The organism is Variovorax sp. P1_H2, from assembly GCF_056405295.1.
Map to the genome: position 1 here is coordinate 1 of NZ_JBFUCJ010000027.1, position 23,700 is coordinate 23,700.

The 23,700-nt window shown below is 68.9% G+C and carries 22 protein-coding genes; 10 read left to right on the top strand and 12 right to left on the bottom strand.

Features of this window, described 5'->3' with window-relative positions:
• Window positions 1-67 precede the first annotated feature (67 nt).
• From AC1D2E_RS11995 to AC1D2E_RS12015, 5 genes are all read right to left on the bottom strand, one after another.
• Complete coding sequence (locus tag AC1D2E_RS11995) at window positions 68-1,396, bottom strand: ABC transporter substrate-binding protein (protein WP_478197612.1); 1,329 nt, start codon at window positions 1,394-1,396, stop codon at window positions 68-70.
• 40 nt (window positions 1,397-1,436) lie between these two features.
• Window positions 1,437-2,501 (bottom strand): branched-chain amino acid ABC transporter permease, encoded by a 1,065-nt coding sequence (locus tag AC1D2E_RS12000; protein ID WP_478197613.1) that lies wholly within the window; start codon window positions 2,499-2,501, stop codon window positions 1,437-1,439.
• A 171-nt stretch (window positions 2,502-2,672) separates the two neighbouring features.
• The gene (locus AC1D2E_RS12005) at window positions 2,673-3,602 is read right to left on the bottom strand and encodes a branched-chain amino acid ABC transporter permease (protein WP_478170904.1); all 930 of its coding nucleotides are present in this window, start codon (window positions 3,600-3,602) and stop codon (window positions 2,673-2,675) included.
• 1 nt (window position 3,603) lies between these two features.
• Entirely contained in the window at window positions 3,604-4,389 is a 786-nt protein-coding gene (locus AC1D2E_RS12010; protein ID WP_478197614.1) for an ABC transporter ATP-binding protein, read from the bottom strand.
• Entirely contained in the window at window positions 4,386-6,329 is a 1,944-nt protein-coding gene (locus tag AC1D2E_RS12015) for an AMP-dependent synthetase/ligase (RefSeq protein ID WP_478197615.1), read from the bottom strand. Before AC1D2E_RS12015 ends, AC1D2E_RS12010 begins: the two co-directional genes overlap by 4 nt.
• A gap of 84 nt (window positions 6,330-6,413) precedes the next feature.
• On the opposite strand from AC1D2E_RS12015, the gene AC1D2E_RS12020 reads away from it, so the two are divergent.
• Window positions 6,414-7,148, top strand: coding sequence for a Crp/Fnr family transcriptional regulator (locus tag AC1D2E_RS12020; RefSeq protein ID WP_478197616.1), 735 nt, complete (start codon window positions 6,414-6,416; stop codon window positions 7,146-7,148).
• Here the strand turns inward: AC1D2E_RS12020 and AC1D2E_RS12025 are convergent.
• Window positions 7,145-7,765 carry an SOS response-associated peptidase gene (locus AC1D2E_RS12025; protein ID WP_478197617.1) on the bottom strand — a complete coding sequence of 207 codons (621 nt, stop codon included), beginning with the start codon at window positions 7,763-7,765 and terminating at the stop codon, window positions 7,145-7,147. The genes AC1D2E_RS12020 and AC1D2E_RS12025 overlap by 4 nt on opposite strands.
• A 116-nt stretch (window positions 7,766-7,881) precedes the next feature.
• Here AC1D2E_RS12025 and AC1D2E_RS12030 point away from each other — a divergent pair, with 116 nt between their 5' ends.
• Complete coding sequence (locus tag AC1D2E_RS12030) at window positions 7,882-8,640, top strand: SDR family NAD(P)-dependent oxidoreductase (RefSeq protein ID WP_478197618.1); 759 nt, start codon at window positions 7,882-7,884, stop codon at window positions 8,638-8,640.
• A gap of 223 nt (window positions 8,641-8,863) precedes the next feature.
• On the opposite strand, the gene AC1D2E_RS12035 is transcribed toward AC1D2E_RS12030, so the two are convergent.
• Both AC1D2E_RS12035 and AC1D2E_RS12040 read right to left on the bottom strand, forming a co-directional pair.
• Window positions 8,864-9,826, bottom strand: coding sequence for a Bug family tripartite tricarboxylate transporter substrate binding protein (locus tag AC1D2E_RS12035; protein ID WP_478197619.1), 963 nt, complete (start codon window positions 9,824-9,826; stop codon window positions 8,864-8,866).
• 128 nt (window positions 9,827-9,954) lie between these two features.
• The gene (locus AC1D2E_RS12040; protein WP_478170911.1) at window positions 9,955-10,167 is read right to left on the bottom strand and encodes a hypothetical protein; all 213 of its coding nucleotides are present in this window, start codon (window positions 10,165-10,167) and stop codon (window positions 9,955-9,957) included.
• A 171-nt stretch (window positions 10,168-10,338) separates the two neighbouring features.
• On the opposite strand from AC1D2E_RS12040, the gene AC1D2E_RS12045 reads away from it, so the two are divergent.
• From AC1D2E_RS12045 to AC1D2E_RS12075, 7 genes are all read left to right on the top strand, one after another.
• Window positions 10,339-11,106, top strand: a complete 768-nt coding sequence (locus AC1D2E_RS12045; protein ID WP_478197620.1) for a pseudouridine synthase — start codon at window positions 10,339-10,341, stop codon at window positions 11,104-11,106.
• 162 nt (window positions 11,107-11,268) lie between these two features.
• A complete protein-coding gene (locus AC1D2E_RS12050) occupies window positions 11,269-11,928 on the top strand; it encodes a response regulator (protein WP_478197621.1) in 660 nt (219 codons plus the stop codon).
• On the top strand, window positions 11,925-13,277 hold the full coding sequence (locus AC1D2E_RS12055; RefSeq protein WP_478197622.1) for a sensor histidine kinase: 1,353 nt from the start codon (window positions 11,925-11,927) through the stop codon (window positions 13,275-13,277). The genes AC1D2E_RS12050 and AC1D2E_RS12055 overlap by 4 nt, the downstream gene beginning before the upstream one ends.
• Before the next feature lie 113 nt (window positions 13,278-13,390).
• Window positions 13,391-13,729, top strand: a complete 339-nt coding sequence (locus tag AC1D2E_RS12060) for a hypothetical protein (RefSeq protein ID WP_478197623.1) — start codon at window positions 13,391-13,393, stop codon at window positions 13,727-13,729.
• A 58-nt stretch (window positions 13,730-13,787) separates the two neighbouring features.
• Window positions 13,788-14,822: an ABC transporter substrate-binding protein gene (locus tag AC1D2E_RS12065; RefSeq protein ID WP_478197624.1), complete on the top strand. Its 1,035-nt coding sequence runs from the start codon at window positions 13,788-13,790 to the stop codon at window positions 14,820-14,822.
• Between the two features lie 374 nt (window positions 14,823-15,196).
• The gene (gene htpG / locus AC1D2E_RS12070) at window positions 15,197-17,239 is read left to right on the top strand and encodes a molecular chaperone HtpG (RefSeq protein WP_478197625.1); all 2,043 of its coding nucleotides are present in this window, start codon (window positions 15,197-15,199) and stop codon (window positions 17,237-17,239) included.
• A 23-nt stretch (window positions 17,240-17,262) separates the two neighbouring features.
• Window positions 17,263-17,727, top strand: coding sequence for an EVE domain-containing protein (locus AC1D2E_RS12075; RefSeq protein ID WP_478170918.1), 465 nt, complete (start codon window positions 17,263-17,265; stop codon window positions 17,725-17,727).
• Between the two features lie 27 nt (window positions 17,728-17,754).
• On the opposite strand, the gene AC1D2E_RS12080 is transcribed toward AC1D2E_RS12075, so the two are convergent.
• From AC1D2E_RS12080 to AC1D2E_RS12090, 3 genes are all read right to left on the bottom strand, one after another.
• Window positions 17,755-18,897 (bottom strand): CaiB/BaiF CoA transferase family protein, encoded by a 1,143-nt coding sequence (locus AC1D2E_RS12080; RefSeq protein WP_478197626.1) that lies wholly within the window; start codon window positions 18,895-18,897, stop codon window positions 17,755-17,757.
• Between the two features lie 16 nt (window positions 18,898-18,913).
• Window positions 18,914-19,855, bottom strand: coding sequence for a Bug family tripartite tricarboxylate transporter substrate binding protein (locus AC1D2E_RS12085; protein WP_478197662.1), 942 nt, complete (start codon window positions 19,853-19,855; stop codon window positions 18,914-18,916).
• A 74-nt stretch (window positions 19,856-19,929) separates the two neighbouring features.
• Window positions 19,930-21,645, bottom strand: a complete 1,716-nt coding sequence (locus AC1D2E_RS12090) for an acyl-CoA dehydrogenase family protein (protein ID WP_478197627.1) — start codon at window positions 21,643-21,645, stop codon at window positions 19,930-19,932.
• Between the two features lie 105 nt (window positions 21,646-21,750).
• Between AC1D2E_RS12090 and AC1D2E_RS12095 the strand changes: the two genes are divergently transcribed.
• Window positions 21,751-22,650: a LysR family transcriptional regulator gene (locus tag AC1D2E_RS12095; RefSeq protein ID WP_478197628.1), complete on the top strand. Its 900-nt coding sequence runs from the start codon at window positions 21,751-21,753 to the stop codon at window positions 22,648-22,650.
• Here the strand turns inward: AC1D2E_RS12095 and AC1D2E_RS12100 are convergent, their stop codons facing one another.
• Window positions 22,651-23,700 (bottom strand): serine/threonine protein kinase, encoded by a 1,050-nt coding sequence (locus AC1D2E_RS12100; protein WP_478197629.1) that lies wholly within the window; start codon window positions 23,698-23,700, stop codon window positions 22,651-22,653.

Consider the following 23,700-nt stretch of genomic DNA (forward strand, 5'->3'; position numbering starts at 1 on the left):
GTTGTAGATGACCTCGATGCCCTTGACGTCGAGCAGGATCTTGCGTTCGCTCATGGGGCGGCCAAGCTCAGGCGCTGCAGTCGGCGGCGTCGCGCCGGTTCAACTTCTTCTCGCCTGCGTACTTCTCGCCCGCCGCCTTGACCATCGGCTTGATGATCTGCTCGTCGGCCTCGTACCAGTCGGGCGCGATGTTCCACTTGCTGCCGTCCCAGGTTTCGATGCGGGCCCAGGTCGAGCCCATGTGGTCCTGGCAGGAGGTGCTGATCGGCCGCATCACGCCCGTGAAGCCCAGCGCGTCGAGCTTCTTCTGGTCGAGTGCGAGGTTCTCGAGGCCCCAGCGCACCTGCTCGCCGGTCATGACCTTGCCCTTGCCGAAGCGCTCCTGCGCCCGCTTGACCGCCTCGATGCCGAGCATCTGGATGATCACGCCGCGCGTATAGAGCACCGAGCCGACCTCGTCCTTCGGGCCCGTGCCCTGGCCCTTGTCGTGCACGTTCTTGAGGATCTCCTGCATCACCTTCGGTTGCGTGCCCGCGCTGTTGAGCGCCAGCGCGTTGTAGCCCTTGGCGTTCGCGCCCACGTCCTTCACGTCGGGTTCGGCGCCGGCCCACCAGACGCCGTACATCTTCTCGCGCGGGTAGCCGGTGGCGACCGCTTCCTTGAGCGCGGTGGAGTTCATCACGCCCCAGCCCCACAGCAGCACGTAGTCGGGCCGCGACTGGCGCACCTGCAGCCAGGCCGACTTCTGCTCGATGCCGGGCGCCGCGACCGGGATCAGCGACAGCTCGAAGCCGTTCATCTTCGCGCGCTCCTGCAGCAGCGGGATCGGCTCCTTGCCGAACGGCGAGTCGTGGTAGACCAGCGTGATCTTCTTGCCCTTGAGCTTGTCGGCGCCGCCTTCCTTCTTGGCGATGTGCTGGATCAGGATGTCGGCCGCGGTCCAGTAGCTGCCCATCAGCGGGAAGTTCCACTTGAACGTGTTGCCGTCCTGCGAAGCCGACAGGMCGTAGCCGAGCGTGATCAGCGGGATCTTGTCGACCGGCGCCTTGTCGGTCAGCGCGAAGGTGATGCCGGTCGCCTGCGGGTCGATCAGGGTCGCGCCCTTGTCCTTGAGGCGCTCGTAGCATTCGACGCCCTTGTCGGTGGCGTAGCCGGTCTCGCATTCCTCGTAGGCGATCTTCACGCCGTTGATGCCGCCGGTGGCGTTGATGTACTTGATGTAGTCCTGCTTGCCGTTGGCCCAGGGCGTGCCGTTCGGTGCATAGGGGCCGGTGCGGTAGACCAGCAGGGGGAAGAACTGTTCCTTGGCCTGCGCCTGAACGAGCGAGGGCGCGAGCAGCGCGCCGAAGGTGGCGGCCGCGAGGGCGGCGGTGGCAGCGAGCGATTTGAGTTTCATGCCTGTCTCCTAGGGGTTGTTGCGAACGAATTTCGAGAGATCAATGCGGGAAGGGCCAGAGGCGCAGCTTCTCCTTGGCGGTCGACCACAGGCGCGCCAGGCCGTGCGGCTCGACGATCAGGAAGAACACGATCAGGGCGCCGAAGATCATGAATTCGAGGTGCGAGGCGAAGGCGGTCGAGATCGAGATTCCGAACCAGCCCGGCAGCTGGTTGAGCAGGATCGGCAGCAGCACGATGAAGGCGGCGCCGAAGAAGCTGCCCATGATCGAGCCGAGGCCGCCGATGATCACCATGAAGAGGAGCTGGAACGAGCGGTCGATGTTGAAGGCCGCCGGCTCCCAGGTGCCCAGATGCACGAAGCCCCACAGCGCGCCGGCCACGCCGACGATGAAGGAACTCACCGCGAAGGCGGTCAGCTTGGCATACACCGGGCGGATGCCGATCACCGCGGCCGCCACGTCCATGTCGCGCATCGCCATCCATTCGCGGCCGATGGAACTGCGCACCAGGTTCTTCGCCATCAGCGCGAACACGGCCAGCAGGCTCAGGCACAGCAGGTACTTCTGCACCGCGGTCTCGATCGGCAGTCCGAACAGGCTCAGGCTCGACACGCTGACCGAGCCCGAGGACGAGTTGTTGGTGAACCAGTTGATGCGCAGGAAGGCCCAGTCGACGAAGAACTGCGCCGCCAGGGTGGCCACCGCGAGATACAGGCCCTTGATGCGCAGGCTCGGGATGCCGAACAGCACGCCGACCGCGGTCGAGCACAGCCCGCCCAGCAGCAGCGACAGCAGCAGCGGCATGCCGTCGATGCGGACGTGGAAGTTGTAGGCCGCATAGGCGCCGACCGCCATGAAGGCGCCGGTGCCGAGTGAGATCTGGCCGCAATAGCCGACCAGGATATTGAGGCCCAGCGCCGCGAGCGACAGGATCAGGAAGGGGATCAGGATCGCGCGGAACCAGTACTCGGGCGCGGTCAGGGGCACCACCGCGAAGGCGAAGACAAGCAGCACGAGCATCAGCACGCGGTCCTGCAGGATCGGGAAGATCTGCTGGTCGGCGCGGTAGCTCGACTTGAACTGGCCGTTCTCTCTGTAGAACATGTCAGTGCCCGCCCGGCCGCCCGAAGGGCACTGAGCGCCCCCCCGGGGGGCAGCGATACACGAAGTGAAGAGCGTGGGGGCCTGGATACCCGCCCGGCCGCCCGAAGGGCACTGAGCGCACCCCCGGGGGGCAGCGATACACGAAGTGAAGAGCGTGGGGGCTTTGCATTTTCAGACCCGATCGATGATTTTTTCGCCGAACAGGCCTTGCGGCCGGACCAGCAGGAAGACCAGCGCCAGCACGTAGGCGAACCAGATCTCGATGCCGCCGCCGAGCATCGGGCCGAGGTAGATCTCCGACAGCTTCTCGCCGACGCCGATCAGCAGGCCGCCGATGATCGCGCCCGGGATCGAGGTCAGGCCGCCGAGGATCACCACCGGCAGCGCCTTCAGCGCCACCAGCGAGAGCGAGAACTGGACGCCGAGCTTGGAGCCCCAGATGATGCCGGCGACCAGCGCCGCGAAGCCCGCCACCGACCACACGATGACCCAGATGCGATTCAGCGGAATGCCGATCGACTGCGCGGCCTGGTGGTCGTCCGCCACCGCGCGCAGCGCGCGGCCGGTGGAGGTCTTCTGGAAGAACAGCGCCAGCACCACCACCAGCGCGGCGGCCACCAGCGCCGCGATCAGGTCCTCGCGGCTCAGCAGCAGGCCGCCCTGGAACAGGTTCTCGAGCACCATCATCGGCTCCTTGGGCATGCCGACGTCGATCTTGTAGATGTCGTTGCCGAACAGCGTCTGGCCCAGGCCGTCGAGGAAGTAGGCGATGCCCAGCGTCGCCATCAGCAGCGTGATGCCCTCCTGGTTGACCAGTCTGGAGAGCACCAGCCGCTCGATCAGCCAGGCCACCGCGATCATCACCGCCATCGCGGCGACGAAGGCCAGCAGGTTGGCGAGCACCAGGCTCTCGAAACCGAGCCAGCGCGGCAGCCACTCGGCGAAGCGCGCCATCGCGAGTGCCGCGAACAGCACCATGGCGCCCTGCGCGAAATTGAAGACCCCCGAGGCCTTGTAGATCAGCACGAAGCCGATCGCGATCAGCGAATACAGCATGCCCACCATCAGGCCGCCGAACAGTGTTTCCAGGAAAAAACCCATGTCAGTGTTCCACGCCCAGGTATGCCCGGATCACGTCCTCGTTGTTGCGAACCTCGTGCGGCGTGCCGTCGCCGATCTTCTTGCCGTAGTCGAGCACCACCACGCGGTCCGAGATGTCCATCACCACGCCCATGTCGTGCTCGATCAGCACGATGGTGGTGCCGAACTCGTCGTTGACGTCGAGGATGAAGCGGCTCATGTCCTGCTTCTCCTCCACGTTCATGCCGGCCATCGGCTCGTCGAGCAGCAGCACCTGCGGCTCCATCGCCAGCGCCCGGCCGAGGTCGACCCGCTTCTGCAGGCCGTAGGGCAGGCGGCCCACGGGCGTCTTGCGGTGCAGCTGGATCTCGAGGAAGTCGATGATGCGCTCGACGAACTCGCGCTGCGCGATCTCCTCGCGCTCGGCGGGGCCCCAGCGCAGCGCCTGCGCCAGCAGGCCGCTCTTCATCTTGAGGTTGCGCCCGGTCATGATGTTGTCGAGCACGCTCATGCCCTTGAACAGCGCCAGGTTCTGGAAGGTGCGCGCCACGCCCATCTCGGCCACCTGGCGTGAGTTCATGTGCTTGAAGTGCTGGCCGCGGAAGGTGATCTCGCCTTGCTGCGGCTGGTAGACCCCGTTGATGCAGTTGAGCATCGAGCTCTTGCCCGCGCCGTTGGGCCCGATGATCGCGCGCACCTCGTGCTCGCGGACGTCGAAGCTGATGTCGGTCAGCGCCTTGACGCCGCCGAAGCTCAGCGAGATGTTCTGCACGTCCAGGATGACCTCGCCGATCTTCCTCGCGCTCATGCTGCCGCCTTCATCGGTGGGAACCGCTTGGCCTCGACGATCTTCAGCGTCGCACTGACCAAGCCGGTGCGGCCATCCTCGAACTTGACCTGCGTCTCGATGTACTGCTCGGTCTTGCCGCCGTACAGCGCATCGATCAGCACCGCGTACTTGCCCGCGATGAAGCCGCGCCGCACCTTGCGCGTGCGCGTCAGCTCGTCGTCGTCGGGATCCAGTTCCTTGTGCAGCACCAGGAAGCGCGCGATCTGGGTGTCGCCCATGCCGTCCTCGGTCGCCAGGTCGGCGTTGACCTTGGCGATGCACTCGGCCACCAGCGTGAGCACCTCGGGCTTGCCCGCCAGGTCGACATAGCCGCCGTAGGCCAGGCCGCGCCGCTCGGCCCAGTTGCCGACCGCCTCGTAGTCGATGTTGACGAAGGCGCAGACCTCGTCGCGCGCATCGCCGAAGCAGACGGCTTCCTTGATCTGCGGAAAGAACTTGAGCTTGTTCTCGATGTAGTTGGGTGCGAACATCGCGCCGCCGTGCATGCGGCCGACGTCCTTGGCGCGGTCGATGATTCGCAGGTGGCCTTCGGCATCCAGCACGCCGGCGTCGCCGGTGTGGAAGTAGCCGTCGGCATCGAGCACCTCGGCGGTGGCGTCGGGCCGCTTGTAGTAGCCCTGCAGCACCGACACACCGCGCACCAGCACTTCGCCGTCGTCCGCGATCCGCAACTCGATGCCGGGCGCCGCGCTGCCCACGGTCTGCAGCTTGACCTTGCCGTCGCGCTGCAGGCAGACATAGGCGCAGGTTTCGGTCTGGCCGTAGAACTGCTTCAGGTTGACGCCGATCGAGCGGTAGAAGCGGAACAGGTCGGGCCCGATCGCCGCGCCCGCGGTATAGGCCACCCGGATGCGGCTCATGCCGAGCACATTGCGCAGCGGCCCGTAGACCATCAGGTCGCCGAGCGCGTACACCAGGCGGTCCATGGCGCCGACCGGTGCGCCGTTGAGGATGTCGGCGCCCACGCGCCGCGCCAGCGCCATGAACTTCGCGTACAGCCAGCGCTTGGGTGCGGCCGCGTCCTCCATGCGGATCGACACCGCCGTCAGCAGGCCCTCGAAGGTGCGCGGCGGGCCGAAGTAGTAGCTGGGCCCGATCTCGCGCATGTCGTTCATCACGGTCTCGGCCGACTCCGGGCAGTTGAGCGTGAAGCCGCCGACCAGCCACTGGGCGACCGAGAACAGGTGGTCGCCGACCCAGGCCATCGGCAGGTAGCTCATGATGTTGTCGCCGGGGCCGAGCCGGTCGGTCTCGACGCCGCCGCGGCCCGCCGCGATGAAGCTCGCATGGGTCTGGCAGACGCCCTTGGGGYGGCCCGTGGTGCCCGAGGTGTAGAGGATCACGGCGACGTCGGAGGCCTCGCCGGCCGCCACGCTCTGCGCGAAGAAATCGGGATGCGCGGCGTCCCAGGCGCGGCCGAGTTCGCACAGCTTCTCGTAGCTCAGCAGCCCGGGCTGGTCGTAGTTGCGCAGCCCGCGCGGGTCGTCGTAGATGATGTGGCGGATGGCCGGTCGGGTCTCTCGGCATTCGAGCAGCTTGTCGACCTGCTCCTGGTCCTCGGCGATCACGAACTCGACGGCGGCGTCCTCGAGCATGAAGACCATCTCGCCGGCCACCGCGTCCTGGTAGAGCGGAACCGGCACGCCGCGCAGGCTTTGCGCCGCGATCACCGCCATGTAGAGGTGCGGCCGGTTGGCGCCGACGATCGCCAGGTTGTCGCCGGCCTTGAAGCCCAGGCTCGCCAGTCCGCAGGCGAACTCCCGCACTTCGCGCGCGACGTCCGCCCAGCGCCAGCTCTGCCAGATGCCGAGATCCTTCTCGCGCACCGCGGGGGCATCGGGCTGCTGCTGCGCATGGGCCAGCAACAGGCGGGGGAAGGTAGGGTCTGTGGTCTGCACGATGGGCGGACTGTAGGACCAACTTTGACGCCAACTTGTCGTTTCAACGACAATCCTAGGGACACTACTCCCCGGAGTTTCCCGATGCGCGTCGGCACTGACAGCGGCACTTCTTCGATCCGCGACCGCGTGCGGCCGGCCAGCGGCGACGAACTCGCCAGCATCCCATGGATGGAGGCGCTCACGCTCCCCGAGCGGCGGCGCGCCGAAGCGGCGGTGGTGGTCGGCGAGGCCGAGCCGGGCGACCTGGTCTGCCGCATCGGCCGGGCACCGACCTACTGGTTCGGCGTCATTGCAGGGTTGCTCAAGATGAGCAATGACAACGCCGACGGCACCTCGATGACCTACAGCGGCCTGCCGCCGGGGGGCTGGTTCGGCGAGGGCACCGTGCTCAAGCGCGAGCCCTACCGCTACAACGTCCAGGCACTGCGGCACAGCGTGGTGGGCGGATTGCCGACGGACGACTTCCACTGGCTGCTCGACCACTCGATCGGCTTCAACCGCTTCGTGATGAACCAGCTCAACGAGCGCCTGGCCCAGTTCATCGCCGCGCGCGAGACCGACCGCCTCAACGACCCCGACGTGCGCGTGGCGCGCAACCTCGCGGCGCTGTTCAACCCGGTGCTGTTCCCGGGCGTGGGCGAACTGCTGCGCATCACGCAGCAGGAACTGGCCTACCTGATCGGGCTTTCGCGCCAGCGGGTCAACGAGGCCCTGCGCACCTTGCAGGCGCGAGGCGCCATCCGGGTCGAGTACGGCGGACTGCGCGTGATCGACCTGGCGGCGCTGCGCGCGGGCGTGTCGGTGGCCAGACCCTAGACCGCGACGTCGACCGGCAGGACCTGCCGCACCAGCTTGTCGTCGGCATAAGGCCGCAGGTAGGCCGCGGTTTCCTCCACCGGACAGTGGAGCCAGTCGTCGATCCAGGCGTCGCGCAGGATCGCGCTGCGGCGCTGCTCCGGGTTGCCCGGCGCACCGAAGGTCAGCAGCGCAAAGCTCTCCACGCACTCGCCGGCGGGCGAGCGCCAGCCGTTCCAGAGGCCGGCCAGCGCGAGCGGCTGGCCGTCGGTTCGCGACACGCGCACGGTCTCGCCGTCGCTGGCTCCGGCCTGGAACAGCGCATCGGCAAGGATCACGCAGCGATGGCCGCGCTTCCACGGTTGGTAGAAGTTGCGTTCGGCGAAGGCGGTCTCGCCGCGCGCCTCATGGGTGTTGCGATCCTGGCCGTCCTTGCTGAACAGCGGGATCAGGCCCCAGCGCCCGGGGGCGATCTGGAACCGGCCCAGCGCCTCCTGGGCCGCGTCGTCGGCACGAGGGCGTCGCACGAACAGGCCCTGCTGGCCCGGCCGCACGATCGATGCCTCGGGATTGCAGGCCAGACCGAAGCGCTGGGCGAAGTGACCTGGCTCGCTCGCTGCTTGGTAGTGGGTGGGCATGGCCTGAGGGTGTGAACGCCGGCCGATTCTAGTCAGGCGCCGATACCATTGGAAGGGTCGGCCGGCGCGCAATGGCTGCCGACGCGCCTTTGCTCACGAAATTGCCACAAAACACCATGAAATCATCCCATCTCGCCATCATCACCGGCGCCTCCCGTGGCCTGGGCCGCGCCATGGCCGAGCAACTGCTGCAACCGGGCCAGCGCCTGYTCTGCATTTCCCGCCACGGCGACACGCAACTCGCCGCCCGTGCCCGCGAGACCGGCGCCGAGCTGGAGCAGTGGCAGCTGGACCTGTCCGACCCGGTGCCGGCCGCGGAGCGGCTGGCGGCCTGGCTGCAGGGCCTCGACGCCGGCGCCTTCGACAGCGCGACCTTGATCAACAACGCCGGCACGGTCGGCCGCCCGCGCCCCTTGTCGGAGGCGGTGGCGAGCGAGCTGACACAGGCGCTGCGCGTCGGACTCGAAGCGCCGATGTTGCTGACGTCCGCCTTTCTCGGTGCCACCAAGGGCTGGCGCGCCGAGCGCAAGGTGCTCAACATCTCCTCCGGCCTGGGCCGCAACGCGATGGGCAGCCAGGCCCCCTACTGCGCCGCCAAGGCCGGCATGGACCATTTCTCGCGCGCCGTGGCGCTCGAGGAGAAAACCGTGGCCGGTGGCGCGCGCATCGTGTCGCTGGCGCCCGGCGTCATCGACACCGACATGCAGGTGGCCTTGCGCACCAGYGAAGCCGACATGTTCCCGGACCGCGTGCGCTTCGAGAAGCTCAAGTCCGACGGCCTGCTCGACTCGCCGGCCTCGGCCGCCGCCAAGATCCTCAAGTACCTGGAGCGCCCCGATTTCGGCAGCAATCCGGTGGCCGATATCCGAGACTGACCCCACCCGGCCGGCGCAGCCAGGCCTGTTGGTGAAACACCGCGGAACCGGCTTCGCCGGGCCGCTGGTGTTGCCCCCGCCAGGGGGTGGGCGGGCTACACGAAGTGAGCCCAACCTGGGGGCGAGCAACAGTGCCACCGCGGAACTGGCTTCGCCAGGCCGCAGGTGTTGCCCCCAGCAGGGGGGGTGGGAGGGCTACACGCAGTGAGCCCGACCTGGGGGGTTACTCAATCGTTGCGCCTGAGGCTTGCACGATGCCCTTCCACTTCAGGTAGTCGGTCTTCAGCAGGGTTTCGAGTTCCTGCGGCGTCATGGCCTGCGGCTCTGCGCCCTGGGCGATGATCGCGGCCTTCATTTCGGGTGTCGCCAGCAGCCTGTTGACCTCGGTGTTCACGGTCGTGACGATCTCCTTCGGCGTCCCGGCGGGCATGAAGAGGCCATACCAGGTGCTGACGTCGAAGCCCTTGTAGCCCAGTTCGGCGACCGTGGGCACATCCGGCAGCGAGCTGCTGCGGCGGGCCGAGGTCACGGCCAGCGGGCGCAGCTTGCCGCCCTGGATCTGGCTCATGGCCGAGGGCAGCGACGACACCATGAGGTCGACGTTGCCGGCCAGCACGTCCATCATCGCGGCGTTCGAGCCCTTGTAGGGCACATGGCGCATCTTGATGTTGGCGGCGGTCTTGAAGATCTCGCCGGCCAGGTGGATCGTGGTGCCGTTGCCGGGCGAGCCGTAGGTGATCGAATCGGGCGCCGCGCGGGCGGCATTGACGACGTCGGCCAGGGTCTTGAACTTCGAGTCGCTGCGGGTGACGATCACCACCGGCGTGTAGGCGACATGCGCCACCGCCACCAGGTCCTTGGTCGGGTCGTAGCTGAGGTTCTTGTAGAGCCAGGGCGCGACGACCATGTTGTCCTTCTGGCCCATCACCATGTCGTAGCCGGTGGGCGCCGCGCGCACCGCTTCGGCGATGCCGATGGTGCCGCCGGCGCCGGCGCGGTTGTCGGGCACCACGGTCCACTTGCTGGCCTCGGTCAGCTTGTTGGCGACCAGCCGCGACAGGATGTCGGTGCCGCCGCCGGGCGGGAAGGGCACGATCATGCGGATCGGCTTGGCGGGGTAGGGCTGGGCCTGCGCGGCAGTGAAGGCCAGCGCCAGGGCGGCGATGGTGAGCAGCTTTCGGATCATGGGATGTCTCGTCGTTCGGGCGCCGCGAGGGTGCGGCGCACTGGCGCCGAGTGTGCCTGAACGAGCGCGCTGCAGTGCTCGCCATTCGAGAGGGGCGAGGTCGCGGATCGCGAGCCCGCGGGGCCGCGTCAGTGGATCGTCGGCGGCCCGGAATCGTCCCGCGCGTCGGCGCGCCGCTGCAGCGCCGCGATGCCGGCCATCATGGCCGCGCCGTAGGTCGGCATCGGCCCCTCGGCGGCATCGATGGGGCGGCAGTCGCAGCCGTCCTGCTTCTGCAGCACCCAGTAGAAATGGCCGGCGATCGGTTCGTCGACGATCAGTGCGATGGCATCGGTGTCCATGAGCGGCTCCTTGGTCAGTCCATGGCACCGGTTGTACGCAGGCGATGCCTGCGCGCACAGCAACGAAATCACGCTGCGGCGCTCCGAGTTGCAACAGCAGCGGCGGGCGTGAAAAACGCACGATCCCGGATCGCGGACAATGCATCGCCGAGTCCCACGATCCCACCCGCGATGTCCGAAACCCCCGCCCCCTCCCGCCTCAACAAGCGCATGGCCGAGCTGGGCCTGTGCTCGCGCCGCGAGGCCGACGACTGGATCGCGCAGGGCTGGGTCAAGGTCAATGGCCAGGTGGCCGAGATGGGCGTCAAGGTACTGCCCTCCGACCGCATCGAGGTCGACAAGAAGGCGCAGAACCAGCAGCAGCAGCAGGTCACGATCCTGCTGCACAAGCCGATGGGCTATGTCAGCGGCCAGGCCGAGGACGGCCACGAGCCGGCGGTGGTGCTGATCAATCCGCGCACCCACTGGCGCGAGGACCCGAGCCGCAACCGCTTCTCGCCGCCGCAGCTGCGCGGCCTCGCGCCGGCGGGCCGGCTCGACATCGATTCGGTCGGCCTGCTGGTGCTGACGCAGGACGGCCGCGTGGCGCGCCAGTTGATCGGCGAGGACTCCGGCATCGAGAAGGAATACCTGGTGCGCGTCTCCTACGGACCGGTGGCGCAGAACTCGCAGGCCGCCTTCCCGCGCGAGGAACTGGCCCGGCTGCGCCATGGCCTGAGCCTGGACGGCCAGCCGCTGAAGCCGGCCAAGGTCGACTGGCAGAACCCCGAGCAGCTGCGCTTCGTGCTGACCGAAGGCAAGAAGCGCCAGATCCGCCGCATGTGCGAGCAGGTCGGGCTCAAGGTGGTGGGCCTGAAGCGCATCCGCATCGGCCAAGTGGTGCTGGGCAACCTGCCGGTCGGGCAGTGGCGCTACCTGGGGCCGCACGAGCGCTTCTAGGGTCTGTTCACACTATTTCCGCGATCCCCGGAAATAGTGTGAACAGACCCTAGGCGAGGGCGAACTCCGCCCCGGCGTCCTTGTGCCGCATGCTCATGCGCGCCTAAGAATTCAGGCGTAGCCTCGCCCGGAATGGCGTGTCGAACGCCAAGGAGAGACCTTGTGCGCGCCTTGCTCGTGGAAGACGACGAAATGATCGGCCGCGGCCTCATGCACGCGCTCGACAACGCCGGATGGTCGGTCGACTGGGTGCGCGACGGCGTGCTGGCGCACAGCGCCCTGGCCGACGGCGGCTACACCTGTGTGCTGCTCGATCTCGGCCTCCCCGGCGAAGATGGCACCGAAGTCCTGCGGCGCGCGCGCAAGCGCGGCGATGCCACGCCGGTCCTGGTGCTCACGGCGCGCGACGGGCTCGACGACCGCATCCACACCCTCGACCTCGGCGCCGACGACTACCTGCTCAAGCCCTTCGAACTGCGCGAGCTGCTGGCGCGCATGCGCGCCGTGGTGCGGCGGCGCGACGGCGCCGCCCATTCGGTGATCGGCACCGCCGCGCTCCAGCTCGACCTGACGACCCGCGACGTGATCGTGAACGGCGTGCGCGAAGTCCTGACCGCGCGCGAGTTCGCTCTGCTGCACGCGCTGCTCGAGCGGCCCGGCGCGATCCTGTCGCGCGAGCAGCTCGAGGACCGCATCTACGGCTGGGGCGAGGAGGTCACCAGCAACGCCATCGACGTCCTGATCCACGGCATGCGGCGCAAGCTCGGCGCCGATGCGATACGCAACGTGCGCGGGCTCGGCTGGCGGGTCGTGCCGGCGTGAAGGCGCCCTTCCGGCTCCGGTCGCTGCGCGGACGGCTGCTGCTGTGGCTGGTTGCGCTGCACCTGGTGGCGATCGCGGCCACGGTCTGGTTCTCGTACGTCGCCTACGGCCGGCTGGTCAACAACTTCATGGACGACCAGATGCGCCTCGTGGCCGAATCGCACGCGACCCATCACCGGCCGCCGACCCTGGATGCCACCACCCGCGACGACGCGCTTCGCCGCGGCAGCTTCGCCGTCCAGGTCTGGAGCGCGGACGGCCGCGCGCTGCTCGCCTCCTCCTGGCCCGGGCTGGTCCTGCCGCTGCAGGCCGAGCCGGGTTTCAGCGACGTGCGCCTGGGCCTCGGGAGCGAGGACGCATGGCGCGTCTATACCTCGGAAGGCGGATTGCAGGCGGATGCGCCACGCGTGCAGGTGGTGCAGAACGACGGCTTCCGCCGCAATCGCATCGTTCGACGGGCCCTGTTCGAGAGCCTGCCGATCCTGCTGATGCTGCCCGTCTCGCTGCTGATGCTGCTGTTGATCGTCTCGGCGGCCTCGCGCTCGCTGCGTGCCGTGGCGCGGGACGTGGCCGCGCAGGAGGAGGGCGACATCGCCGAAGTCGCCGTCGCCCGCGTGCCGGAGGAGATCGCGCCGCTGGTGAGCGCCTACAACAGCCTGCTCGGCAGGCTGCGCAAGGCCCTCTCGACGCAGCGCCGCTTCATGCAGGATGCGGCACACGAGTTGCGCACGCCCATGGCCGCCATCGGGCTCCAGATCGAGAACCTGCGCGCCCATGTGCCGGCCGGCGACGCCGGCGAGCGCTTCGCCCAGCTCGAGAGCGGGGTGAAGCGCGCGCAGCATCTCATCGAGCAGTTGCTGCGGCTGTCGCGCCAGGATGCGCCCGCGGCGGCCTCGCGCGGACCGGTCGATGTCGCCATGCTGCTGCGCGACAGCGTGAGTCAGCTGATGGTGCTGGCCGACCAGCGCCGCATCGACGTCGGCTTCGAGGGCCGGATCGTCGCGCTGGTCTCCGCGCCGCCGGCCGAGCTGCGCAGCGTGTTCGACAACCTCATCGACAACGCCGTGCGCTACGCACCGGAGGGCGGGGTGGTCGACGTCTGGCTGCACAGGGTCGACGGCCAGCCGGTGGTCGATGTGCTCGACGACGGCCCGGGCATTCCGGCCGACCAGCTCGAGCGCGTCTTCGACCGCTTCTTCCGGGCCGCGGGCGCGCCGCCCGGAGGCAGCGGACTGGGCCTCGCCATCGCGCAGGCGGCGGCGCTGCGCAACGGCATGCGCATCGCGCTCGCGAACCGGACGGACGGCAGGGGTCTGCGGGCCCGCGTGGTCCTGCCGGGCTCATCCTGAGCTCATTCTTTGCTCATTCCCCGCTCAGTCGGCCTGCCTAGAGTGGCAACAGGCCGCCCGCGCCGCCCTTCGCGTGCTGCGGGACGGCCCCGTGCAACTCCAGGAGATCCCTCATGCATGCTTCCGTCAAGATCCTCGCCTTCGGCGCCATCTCCACCCTGGGTGCCCTCGCCTCGATGACCGCCAGCGCGCAGTCGGACGGGGTCGACTATCGTCCGATGCAGACGAACAACACGGCGCCGAATCCCGAGGTGAGTGCCGGCGCCATGGCCGCGGCGCGACCGACCGGCACGGAGGCCATCGGCGAGTCGACCGCGGCGCCCATGGTCAATTCGCAGCTCACGCGGGCGGAAGTCCGCAAGGGCGCGATCGAGGCCGCGCATCCCTCGAACACCGAGTCGATCGGCCAGTCGACCGGCATGGCCGGCATCACTTCGGGCACGCCGCGCTGATTAGGGGGCGGCGCCAGGCGCTATCCTGCGGTTTCCTTCGCGAAACCCGGGATCCGCCATGCGCCACTTCCGTTCCAGATACGCCGCCTTCCTCAGTGCACTCCTGGGGCTCCTGGCGGCGACCGGCGCCGGCGCGCAGGGGACGGTCAACGCGCTCTGCAGCACCGACGCCGGCTGGTGCGAGGCCGCGGCGGCCGAGTTCAGCCGCGCCACCGGCATCCGGGTGCTGCAGGCGCACAAGGGCACCGGCGAGATCGGCGCCCAGTTGCGCGCCGAGGCCGCCAATCCGAAGACCGACATCTGGTGGGGCGGCACCGGGGATCCGTTCCTGCAGGCGGCCGAGGAGGGCCTGCTCGAACCCTACCGCCCGGCCTACATCAACGACCTGTACGACTGGTCGGTGCGGCAGTACGCGATGTCGGGCAACCGGGTCGGCGGCTTCTACACCAGCGCCATGGGCTTCGGCTTCAACACCGAGGTGCTGAAGAAGAAACATCTGCCCGAGCCGCGCTGCTGGGCCGACCTGGTCAAGCCCGAGTACAAGGGCGAGGTCGAGATGTCGCACCCGGCCACCAGCGGCACCGGCTACACCATCGTCGCCGGCCTGGTGCAGCTGATGGGCGAGGACGCCGCCTTCGACTATCTGAAGAAGCTGCACCGCAACACCAACACCTACACCCGCAGCGGCCAGGCCCAGGCGCCCAACGTGGCCAAGGGCGAGGTGGCGGTCGGCATCAGTTTCATCTTCGGCTTCGACAAGTGGCGCCATGACAAGTACCCGGTCAAGGCGGTGGCGCCGTGCGAGGGCACCGGCTACGAGATCGGCGGCATCGCGCTGGTGAAGGGGGCCCGCAACCGGGCCAACGCGCAGCGCTACTACGACTGGCTCATGAGCCCGGCCGGGCAGGCGATCGGCGCCCAGGCGGGGAGCCTGCAGTCGCCGGCCAACCGGACCTTCAAGCCCGACCCGCGGATCCCGTCGATGGACGGCGTCAAGCTGATCAAGTACGACTTCGAGAAATACGGCCAGGCGGCCGAGCGCAAGCGGCTGATCGATCGCTGGACGCGCGAAGTGGAGTCGCAGCCGCGCTGAGCCCCCACGCTCCCCCACTGCGTGTGGGTTGCTGCCCCCCGAGGGGGCCGCAGGCCGCCTTGGGGCGGCCCGGCGCCGGCCTGGCTGGCCCCCACGCTCCCCCACTCCGTGTGGGTCGCTGCCCCCCGGGGGGGCCGCAGGCCGCCTTGGGGCGGCCCGGCGCCGGCCTAGCTGACCCCCACGCTCCCTCACTTCGTGTACTCGCTGCCCCCCGAGGGGGCCGCAGGCCGCCTTGGGGCGGCCCGGCGCCGGCCTGAGGCCTTGTAAGCCTTTGAAACCGACTCGCCCTTGCGAATCGGTCAAGCTGCCCCAGCTCTTGTAAAGTTGCCGGTTCGCCGAAGGCGAGCCGTTTTCATTTTGATTGCCACTGCGCCATGACCCTTTCCAAGACCAAACTCCCGTTCCAGGCCGAAGTCGCCCAGCTGCTGCACCTGGTGACGCATTCGCTCTACTCGAACAAGGAAATCTTCCTGCGCGAGCTGATCTCGAACGCCTCGGATGCCTGCGACAAGCTTCGCTTCGAAGCCATCGACCAGCCGGCGCTGTTCGAGGACCAGCCCCAGCTCGAGGTGCGCGTCGCCTTCGACGCCGAAGCCAAGACCCTGACCATCACCGACAGCGGCATCGGCATGAGCCAGCAGGAAGCCATCGACCACCTCGGCACCATCGCCAAGAGCGGCACCAGGGAGTTCATGAGCCGGCTCTCGGGCGACCAGAAGGCCGATGCGCAGCTGATCGGCCAGTTCGGCGTCGGCTTCTATTCGGGCTTCATCGTGGCCGACAAGATCACCGTCGAATCGCGCCGCGCCGGCCTGCCGGCCGAGGAGGGCGTGCGCTGGGTCAGCAGCGGCGCCGGCGACTTCGAGGTCGACAGCATCGCGCGGCCGCAGCGCGGCACCAGCGTGACCCTGCACCTGCGCGAAGACGCCGGGGAATACCTCAACGCCTGGAAGCTCAAGTCGATCATCGGCAAGTACTCCGACCACATCTCGCTGCCGATCCTGATGGAGAAGGAAGAGTGGAAGGAGGGCGAGGACAACAAGGGCGGCGCGATGGCCAAGACCGGCGAGTGGGAGCCGGTCAACAAGGCCAACGCGCTCTGGAGCCGGCCGAAGAAGGACATCAGCGACGAGCAGTACGTCGATTTCTACAAGAACATCAGCCACGACTTCGAGGCGCCGCTGGCCTGGAGCCACAACCGGGTCGAGGGCAACACCGAATACACGCAGCTGCTCTACATTCCGGCCAAGGCGCCGATGGACCTGTGGAACCGGGACAAGGGTGCCGGCGTCAAGCTCTACGTCAAGCGCGTCTTCATCATGGACGACGCCGAGGCGCTGCTGCCGAGCTACCTGCGCTTCGTCAAGGGCGTGATCGACTCGGCCGACCTGCCGCTCAACGTCAGCCGCGAGCTGCTGCAGGAAAGCCGCGACGTCAAGGCGATCCGCGAAGGCAGCACCAAGCGCGTGCTCGGCATGCTGGAGGACCTGGCGAAGAAGCAGAAGACCGCCGTCGACAGCATCGAAGGCAAGATCGACGTCGGTTCCGGTGAATCCGTGCCGGCACCCGAGCCGACCGAAGGCGTCACCGACGTGGTCGACAAGAAGGCTGCCGACAGCATGCCCGCCGCCGAAGCCGCGGCCGAGTACGCCGACGAATCGGGCAAGTACGCCAGCTTCTATGCCGAGTTCGGCTCGGTGCTCAAGGAAGGCCTGGGCGAGGACTTCGGCAACCGCGAGCGCATCGCGAAGCTGCTGCGCTTCGCGTCGAGCACCAGCGACACGGTCAGCGTGAGCTTCGCCGACTACAAGTCGCGCATGAAGGACGGCCAGGACGCGATCTACTACATCACGGCCGACACGCTGGCCGGCGCCAGGAACAGCCCGCAGCTCGAGATCTTCAAGAAGAAGGGCATCGAGGTGCTGCTGATGACCGACCGCGTCGACGAGTGGGCGCTGAACTACCTGACGGAGTTCGACGGCACGCCGCTGCAGAGCGTGGCCAAGGGCGCGGTCGACCTGGGCAAGCTGCAGGACGAGGCCGAGAAGAAGGCGGCCGAAGAAGCGGCCGAGTCTTTCAAGCCCTTGCTCGAGCGGCTCAAGGAGGCCCTCAAGGACAAGGCCGAGGACGTGCGCGTGACCACCCGCCTGGTCGATTCGCCGGCCTGCCTGGTGGTGCAGGACGGCGGCATGAGCACCCAGCTCGCGCGCATGCTCAAGCAGGCCGGCCAGCCCGCCCCCGACCTGAAACCGGTGCTCGAGGTCAACGCCGAGCATCCGCTGGTCAGGAAGCTGGAGGGGTCGGCGCACTTCGACGATCTGGCCAACATCCTGTTCGATCAGGCGCTGCTGGCCGAAGGCGGCCTGCCGGCCGACCCCGCCGCCTACGTGCGCCGGGTCAACGCCCTGCTGGTCTGAGGCGCGCGCCGCGCGACGCTGCCATGCCGAGCTACTGGTTGATGAAGTCCGAGCCCGACGAGTGCTCGATCGACGATGCACTGGCCGCCCCGAAGGCGACCGTGCCCTGGACCGGCGTGCGCAGCTACCAGGCGCGCAACTTCATGCGCGATGCGATGGAGGTCGGCGACGGCGTGCTGTTCTATCACTCCAGCTGCCCCGAGCCCGGCATCGTCGGCATCGCGCGCGTGGCCTCGGGCACCCGGCCGGACCCGACGCAGTTCGACCCGGCCTCGCCCTACTTCGACGCGGCGTCCAGGCCCGAGCAGCCGCGCTGGCTGCTGCTGGACGTGCAGGCGCTGCGCAAGACACGGCTGCTGTCGTTGCCGGAACTGCGCGCCACGCCGGCGCTGGCCGACATGCTGGTGCTGCGCAAGGGCAACCGGCTGTCGATCACGCCGGTCGAGGCGCCGCACTGGCGGCTCATCACCGAGCAGTTGCTGGCCTGAAGCAGGCCGGCCGACTTCGAGGAATCGTCAGTGCGGCGGTTCGGCGTCGGGCTCGAAGCACGTGCCCGGCGTCAGCGGCGCATGCCGGTAGCTCGCCGGTGTCCGGCTCAGCTTCACCGGCGCGCCGATGCCGCGGTAGCCGCCTTCCATCTCGACCACCATCTGGCGGTGCTTCGTGTGCGGATGTTCGAGCGCGGCGTCGACCGCCAGCACCGGTGCGGCCGGCACGCCCGCGGCCATCAGTTGGTCGACCAGCTGGCGACCGTCGAAGGCCGCCAGCTGGGCCTCGAGCCGCTGCTTCAGGCCATCGCGGTTCACCGAGCGCGAACCGGCGTCGCGGTAGAGCGGGTCGTCGCTGAGCTCGGGCAGCCCGATCGTGCGGCAGAAGCTCGCGAACTGGCGGTCGTTGCCGACCGCCAGGAAGATCGGGTCGGTGCCGGTCTTGAGCGCATCGTACGGATAGATGTTCGGGTGCGCGTTGCCGGTGCGGCGCGGCGCCCGGCCGTCGAGGAACCAGTTGGCCGCATGCGGATGCAGCAGCGACAGGCCGCTGTCGTACAGCGCCGCCTCGACGAACTGGCCGAGCCCGCTGCGGTTGCGCTCCTGCAGCGCGAGCAGCACGCCGATCACGGCGTTGAGCCCGGTCACCATGTCGACCACCGGCAGCCCGACGCGCAGCGGTCCGCCGTCGGACTCGCCGTTGATGCTCATGATGCCGGTCATGGCCTGCACCGCGGCGTCGTAGCCCGGCAGGGCGCCGAGCGGCCCGTCGGCGCCGAAGCCCGACACGCGGCACCAGATCAGCCGCGGGAAGCGCGTCGACAGCGCGTCGTAGCCGAGGCCCCAGCGCTCCATCGTGCCGGTCTTGAAGTTCTCGATCAGCACGTCGGCCTCGGCCACCAGCGCCAGCAGCGCCTCGCGTCCTTCGTCGCTGCCGAGATCGAGCGCCATGGTGCGCTTGTTGCGGTTCAGGCCGTGGTAGTACGAAGCGACCCCGTCCTTGAAGGGCGGGCCCCAGGTGCGTGTGTCGTCGCCCTGCGGCGGCTCGACCTTGAGCACGTCGGCGCCGTGGTCGCCGAGGATCTGGCCGCAATAGGGGCCGCCGAGGATGCGCGAGATGTCGAGCACGCGGATGCCGGCCAGTGCGCCGGTGTTGACGATGGAGGTCATGTGTCGCTCCTCGGGATCAGTCGAGCTGCGCGCCGGACTTCTTGACCACGTCCTTCCACTTGGCGGTCTCCGACGCGATGAAGCGTCCGAGCTGCTGCGGCGAGCCGTCCGCGGCCGGCTCCAGGCCTTGCGAGGCGAACAGCTGCTTCACCTTCGGCGTCGCCAAGGCGTCGGCGAAGGCCTTGTTGAGCTTCGCGATGGTCTCCGGCGGGGTGCCGGCCGGCGCCACGATGCCGAAGAAGACGCTGACGTCGTAGCCCGTCACGCCCTGTTCGGCCAGCGTCGGCAGATCGGGCAGGGCCTGCGAGCGCTGTGCGGTGGCGATGCCGAGCGCCCGCAGCTTGCCGGCCTTGACGTAGGGCAGCGCGGTGAGCACGTCGGTGAAGCTCATCGACACCTGGCCGCCCAGCAGGTCGTTGAGCGCCGGGCCGGTGCCCTTGTAGGGCACGTGCTGCAGGTCGGTGCCGGCGATGCCGTTGAACAGCACGCCCGCCAGGTGCGACGAGGCGCCGTTGCCCGACGAGGCGTAGCTCAGCTTGCCCGGGTTGGCCTTGGCATAGGCGATCAGCTCGCGCACGTCCTTCGCGGGCACCGCGGGGTTCACCACCAGGATGTTGGGCAGGTGCCCGACCTGGATCACCGGCGCGAAGCTCGTGGTCGGGTCGTAGCTGATCTTGCGATAGAGGCTCGAATTGATGGCCAGCGGCCCCGAGGTGCCGAACAGCAGCGTGTGGCCGTCGGCCGGCGCGCGGGCCACGAAGTCGGCGCCGATGTTGCCGCCGGCACCGGCCCGGTTCTCGACGATCACGGGCTGGCCCAGGTTGCCCTTGATCTCGGCCGCCAGGGTGCGCGCCATGGCGTCGGTGGGCCCGCCCGGCGGGAACGGGATGATCAGCGAGATCGGCTTGGTCGGGAAGGCCTGGGCATGGGCCGTCGACAGCAGAGGCAGCACCGGCAGGGCCGTGACGCCGGCGGCGAGGATGAGGGTCTTGAGCAGTTTCACGTTGTCTCCTGGATCGTTGTTGTGTGGGGTCAGGCGGTGGCGACGTGCTTTTCGATCGCCGTGCTGTGCCATGACGCCGGCACGGCATCCGGCGCCAGCGGATCGCGCGGCAGCACGCGGTGCAGCAGCACGCCCTGCGCCCACTGGACGCGCTGCGCGGACCCGCTGCGCGCGCCTTCCCAGGCCATCGCGATCGCGCTGCAGGTGTGATAGAGGGCCGAGGCCGCCTGGCGCGCCAGGACGTCGCCACCCTCGTGCGCCGCGGTCGCGGCCAGTGCCGCCGCGCGCGCCAGCGCATCGCGCAGCGCCTGCGCGAAGGCCGGCGCCACCGCGGTGTCGTCCAGCAGCGCGCCGAAGTGCGCCTGCAGCGCAGGCAGCGATCCCTCGCGCTTGATGGCGCGGATGACGTCGAGGGCGACGATGTTGCTGGTGCCTTCCCAGATCGAGCCCAGGTGGGCGTCGCGCACCAGCCGCGGGTCGCTCCATTCCTCGATGTAGCCGCAGCCGCCGCGCACTTCCATCGCATCGCCGGTGACCTTGCGGGCGTCGCGGCAGGCGCGGAACTTGATGAGCGGCGTCAGGATGCGCAGCAGCGCGTAGGCGCCTTCTTCGCCGCCGTCCGAGCGCGCCAGCGCCAGTGCGGTCTGGAACACCATGCTGCGGGCCTGCTCGGCCGGCAGCCTGAGCTTGTGCAGCTGCCGCTGCATCAGCGGCATGTCGGCCAGCCGGCGGCCGAAGGCACGGCGTTCGCTGGCGATGTATTCGGCCTCTGCGACCGCGCGGCGCATCAGGCCGGCGGCGCGCACGCCGTTCGACAAGCGCGAGTTGTTGACCATGTCGGCCATCTGCTGGAAGCCGCGGCCTTCCTCGCCCACCAGGTAGGCCACCGCGCCTTCGAGCCGGATCTCGCCGCTGGCCATCGAGCGGGTGCCGAGCTTGTCCTTGAGGCGCAGGATGCGGTAGTGGTTGGCGCTGCCGTCCTCGAGCTGCTTCGGCAGCAGGAACAGCGAGACGCCCTTCATGCCGGCCGGCGCGTCGTCGGCGCGCGCCAGCACCATCGCGAAGTCGGCGTCGGGATTGGAGCAGAACCACTTGTCGCCTTCGAGGCGCCATTGGCCGGCCTCGTCCTTGCGAGCCAGGGTGAGGGTCGCGGCGATGTCGGAACCCGCCGCCTGCTCGGTCATGAACATCGCGCCCTGGGCCAGGGTGTCGAAATCCAGCGACTGGAAGCGCGGCAGGAAGCGCTTCACCAGTTCGGGGCTGCCGAACTTCTTCAGCGTGCGGGCCAGCGAGTCGGTCATCGAGACCGGGCAGCACAGGCCGAACTCGGCCTGCACGAAGAGGTAGGTCAGCACGTACTTGACCAGGGGCGGCATCTTGCCCTTCCAGCCCAGCGTCTCGTCGCGGTGCGACATCGCGGCCAGCCCGAACTCGCTGAGCGCGAGGCGCTCCATCTCGACGTAGGCCGGGTGCTTGGTCACCTTCTGCTGGTCGATGCCGGTGCGGGTGCGCAGCGACAGCGTCGGTGGGTTCTTGTCTGCGGTCTGCGCCAGCTCGTCGAGCCGGCCGCCGGCCAGGGCGCCCAGCCGCTCGAAGTGCGGGCGCATGTGCTGCAGCAGCGCGGGCGGCAGGTAGAGCGCGAGCATCTGCTGCAGCTCGGTGTCGGTGGTGAACAGGTTCTGCCCGTGGCGGTCGGGCACCGGGTGGACGGGGGAGTCAACGCGGGTTGCGGGGGTGCTGGACATGTCTCGTCTCCTTGTCGGTCGCATCTTTCCGCGCTCGACGATGCTTGTCCAATATCAGATATGTCTTGATTGATTTKATTTACCTATTGTGAAAAACTGGCCCGCATGGAACTGCGTCACCTGCGTTATTTCGTCGTGCTGGCCGAGGAACTTCATTTCGGCCGGGCGGCGCGCCGGCTGGCGATTTCGCAGCCGCCGCTGAGCGTCGCCATCCGGCAGCTGGAGGAATCGGTCGGCGCGCGGCTGTTCGATCGCAACAGCAAGGAAGTGCGGCTGACGCCGGCCGGCCAGGCGCTGCAGGCTTCGGCCCGGCTGCTGCTGCGCCAGGCGGAGGAGGCCGCGCTGGAGGCGCACGACGTTGCGCGGGGCTCGGCGGGCCGGCTGCGGATCGGCTTCGTCGGCGCCATGCTCTATCGCGGATTGCCGCAGGCGCTGGCCAAGTTCCAGGCCAGGCATCCGGCGGTGCGCGTCGCGCTGGCCGAGCTCAACTCAGGCGAGCAGATCACCGAGCTGCTGCACGACCGGCTCGACGTCGGCTTCGTCCACACCAGCCGCATGCCCCCGGAGCTGCGCCATGCGCTGCTGGTGTCGGAGCCGTTCGTCGCCTGCCTGCCGGTCGGCCATCGGCTGGCGCGCAGGCGCACGGTGGCCGCCGCGAGCCTTCGCGACGAGCCCTTCGTGCTGTTCTCGCGCAGCGCTTCGCCGGACTACCACGAGCGCATCCTCGCGATCTGCGCCGGTGCCGGCTTCCGGCCCGAGGTGCGCCACGAGGTGCGCCACTGGCTCTCGGTCGTTTCCCTGGTTTCGCAGGGGATGGGCGTGGCGTTGGTGCCGAGTGCATTGCGGCGCGCCGCGCTGCGCGGGGCGGTGTTCCGGCCGCTCGAGGAAGAAGTGCCCGGCTCGGATGCCTATTGCGTCTGGCGCGACGGGCCCGAGAACGCGGTGGTGCAGGGCTTCCTCCGCGCCGTGCGAGCCGACACGCCGCCGCCCGACGATCGGGCGTGATCAGGCGTAGAGCGGCTCCTCGGCCATGGCCTCGCACTGGTCCTGCAGCATCTGGATCTGGCCTTTCCAGTAGTCGCTCGAGCCGAACCACGGGAAGTTGATCGGGAAGATCGGATCTTCCCAGCGCCGCGCCAGCCAGGCGCTGTAGTGGATCAGGCGCAGCGTGCGCAGCGGCTCGACCAGCGCCAGCTCGCGGCGATCGAAGTCGCGGAACTGCTCGTAGCCGTCGAGCAGGCCGCTCAGCTGCCCGGTCTGCTGGGCGCGGTCGCCCGAGAGCAGCATCCACAGATCCTGGACCGCGAAGCCGGTGCGGGCGTCGTCCAGGTCGACGAAGTGCGGGCCGCCGCCGGGGCGGTCGGTCGGCGTCCAGAGGATGTTGCCGGGATGGACGTCGCCATGCACCCGCAGTCTCTTGAGCGCCGGGTCGTTGTCGCCGTCGTGGCCGCTGCCGAGCGCGGTGGCGGCGATCATCTCGAAGGCGGCGTTGCAGGCGGTCTCCCATTCGCGCTGAACGTCGAGCGGCACCATCTGGTGGCCGAGCAGCCAGTCGCGGGAATCGATGCCGAAGGTCTGGAGATCGAGCGCCGGCCGCGCCGTGAAAGGCGTGCGCGCACCGACCGCATGGATGCGGCCGAGGAAGCGGCCGATCCATTCGAGCACCTCGAAATCGTCGAGCTCGGGCGCGCGGCCGCCGCGGTAGGGGCTGACGCTGAAGGCGAAACCGCCGTGATGGTGCAGCGTCCGGCCGCCGACCGCGATCGGGGCCACGGCAGGCACCTCGGCCGCCGCGAGCTCGAGGGCGAAGGCGTGCTCCTCGAGGATCTCGGCCTCGCTCCAGCGGCCCGGCCGGTAGAACTTGACCACCACCGCGCTGCGGTCCTCGAGGTGGACCTGGTAGACGCGGTTCTCGTAGGAGTTGAGCGCCGTGAGGCGGCCGTCGCCGTGCAGGTCGAGCGCCGCGAGCGCATCGAGCACCACGTCGGGCGTGAGGCGGTCGTAGGGATGTGCGGCGGGGGCGGCACCGGGGGGAGGGGAGTTGAAAGGGGGCAC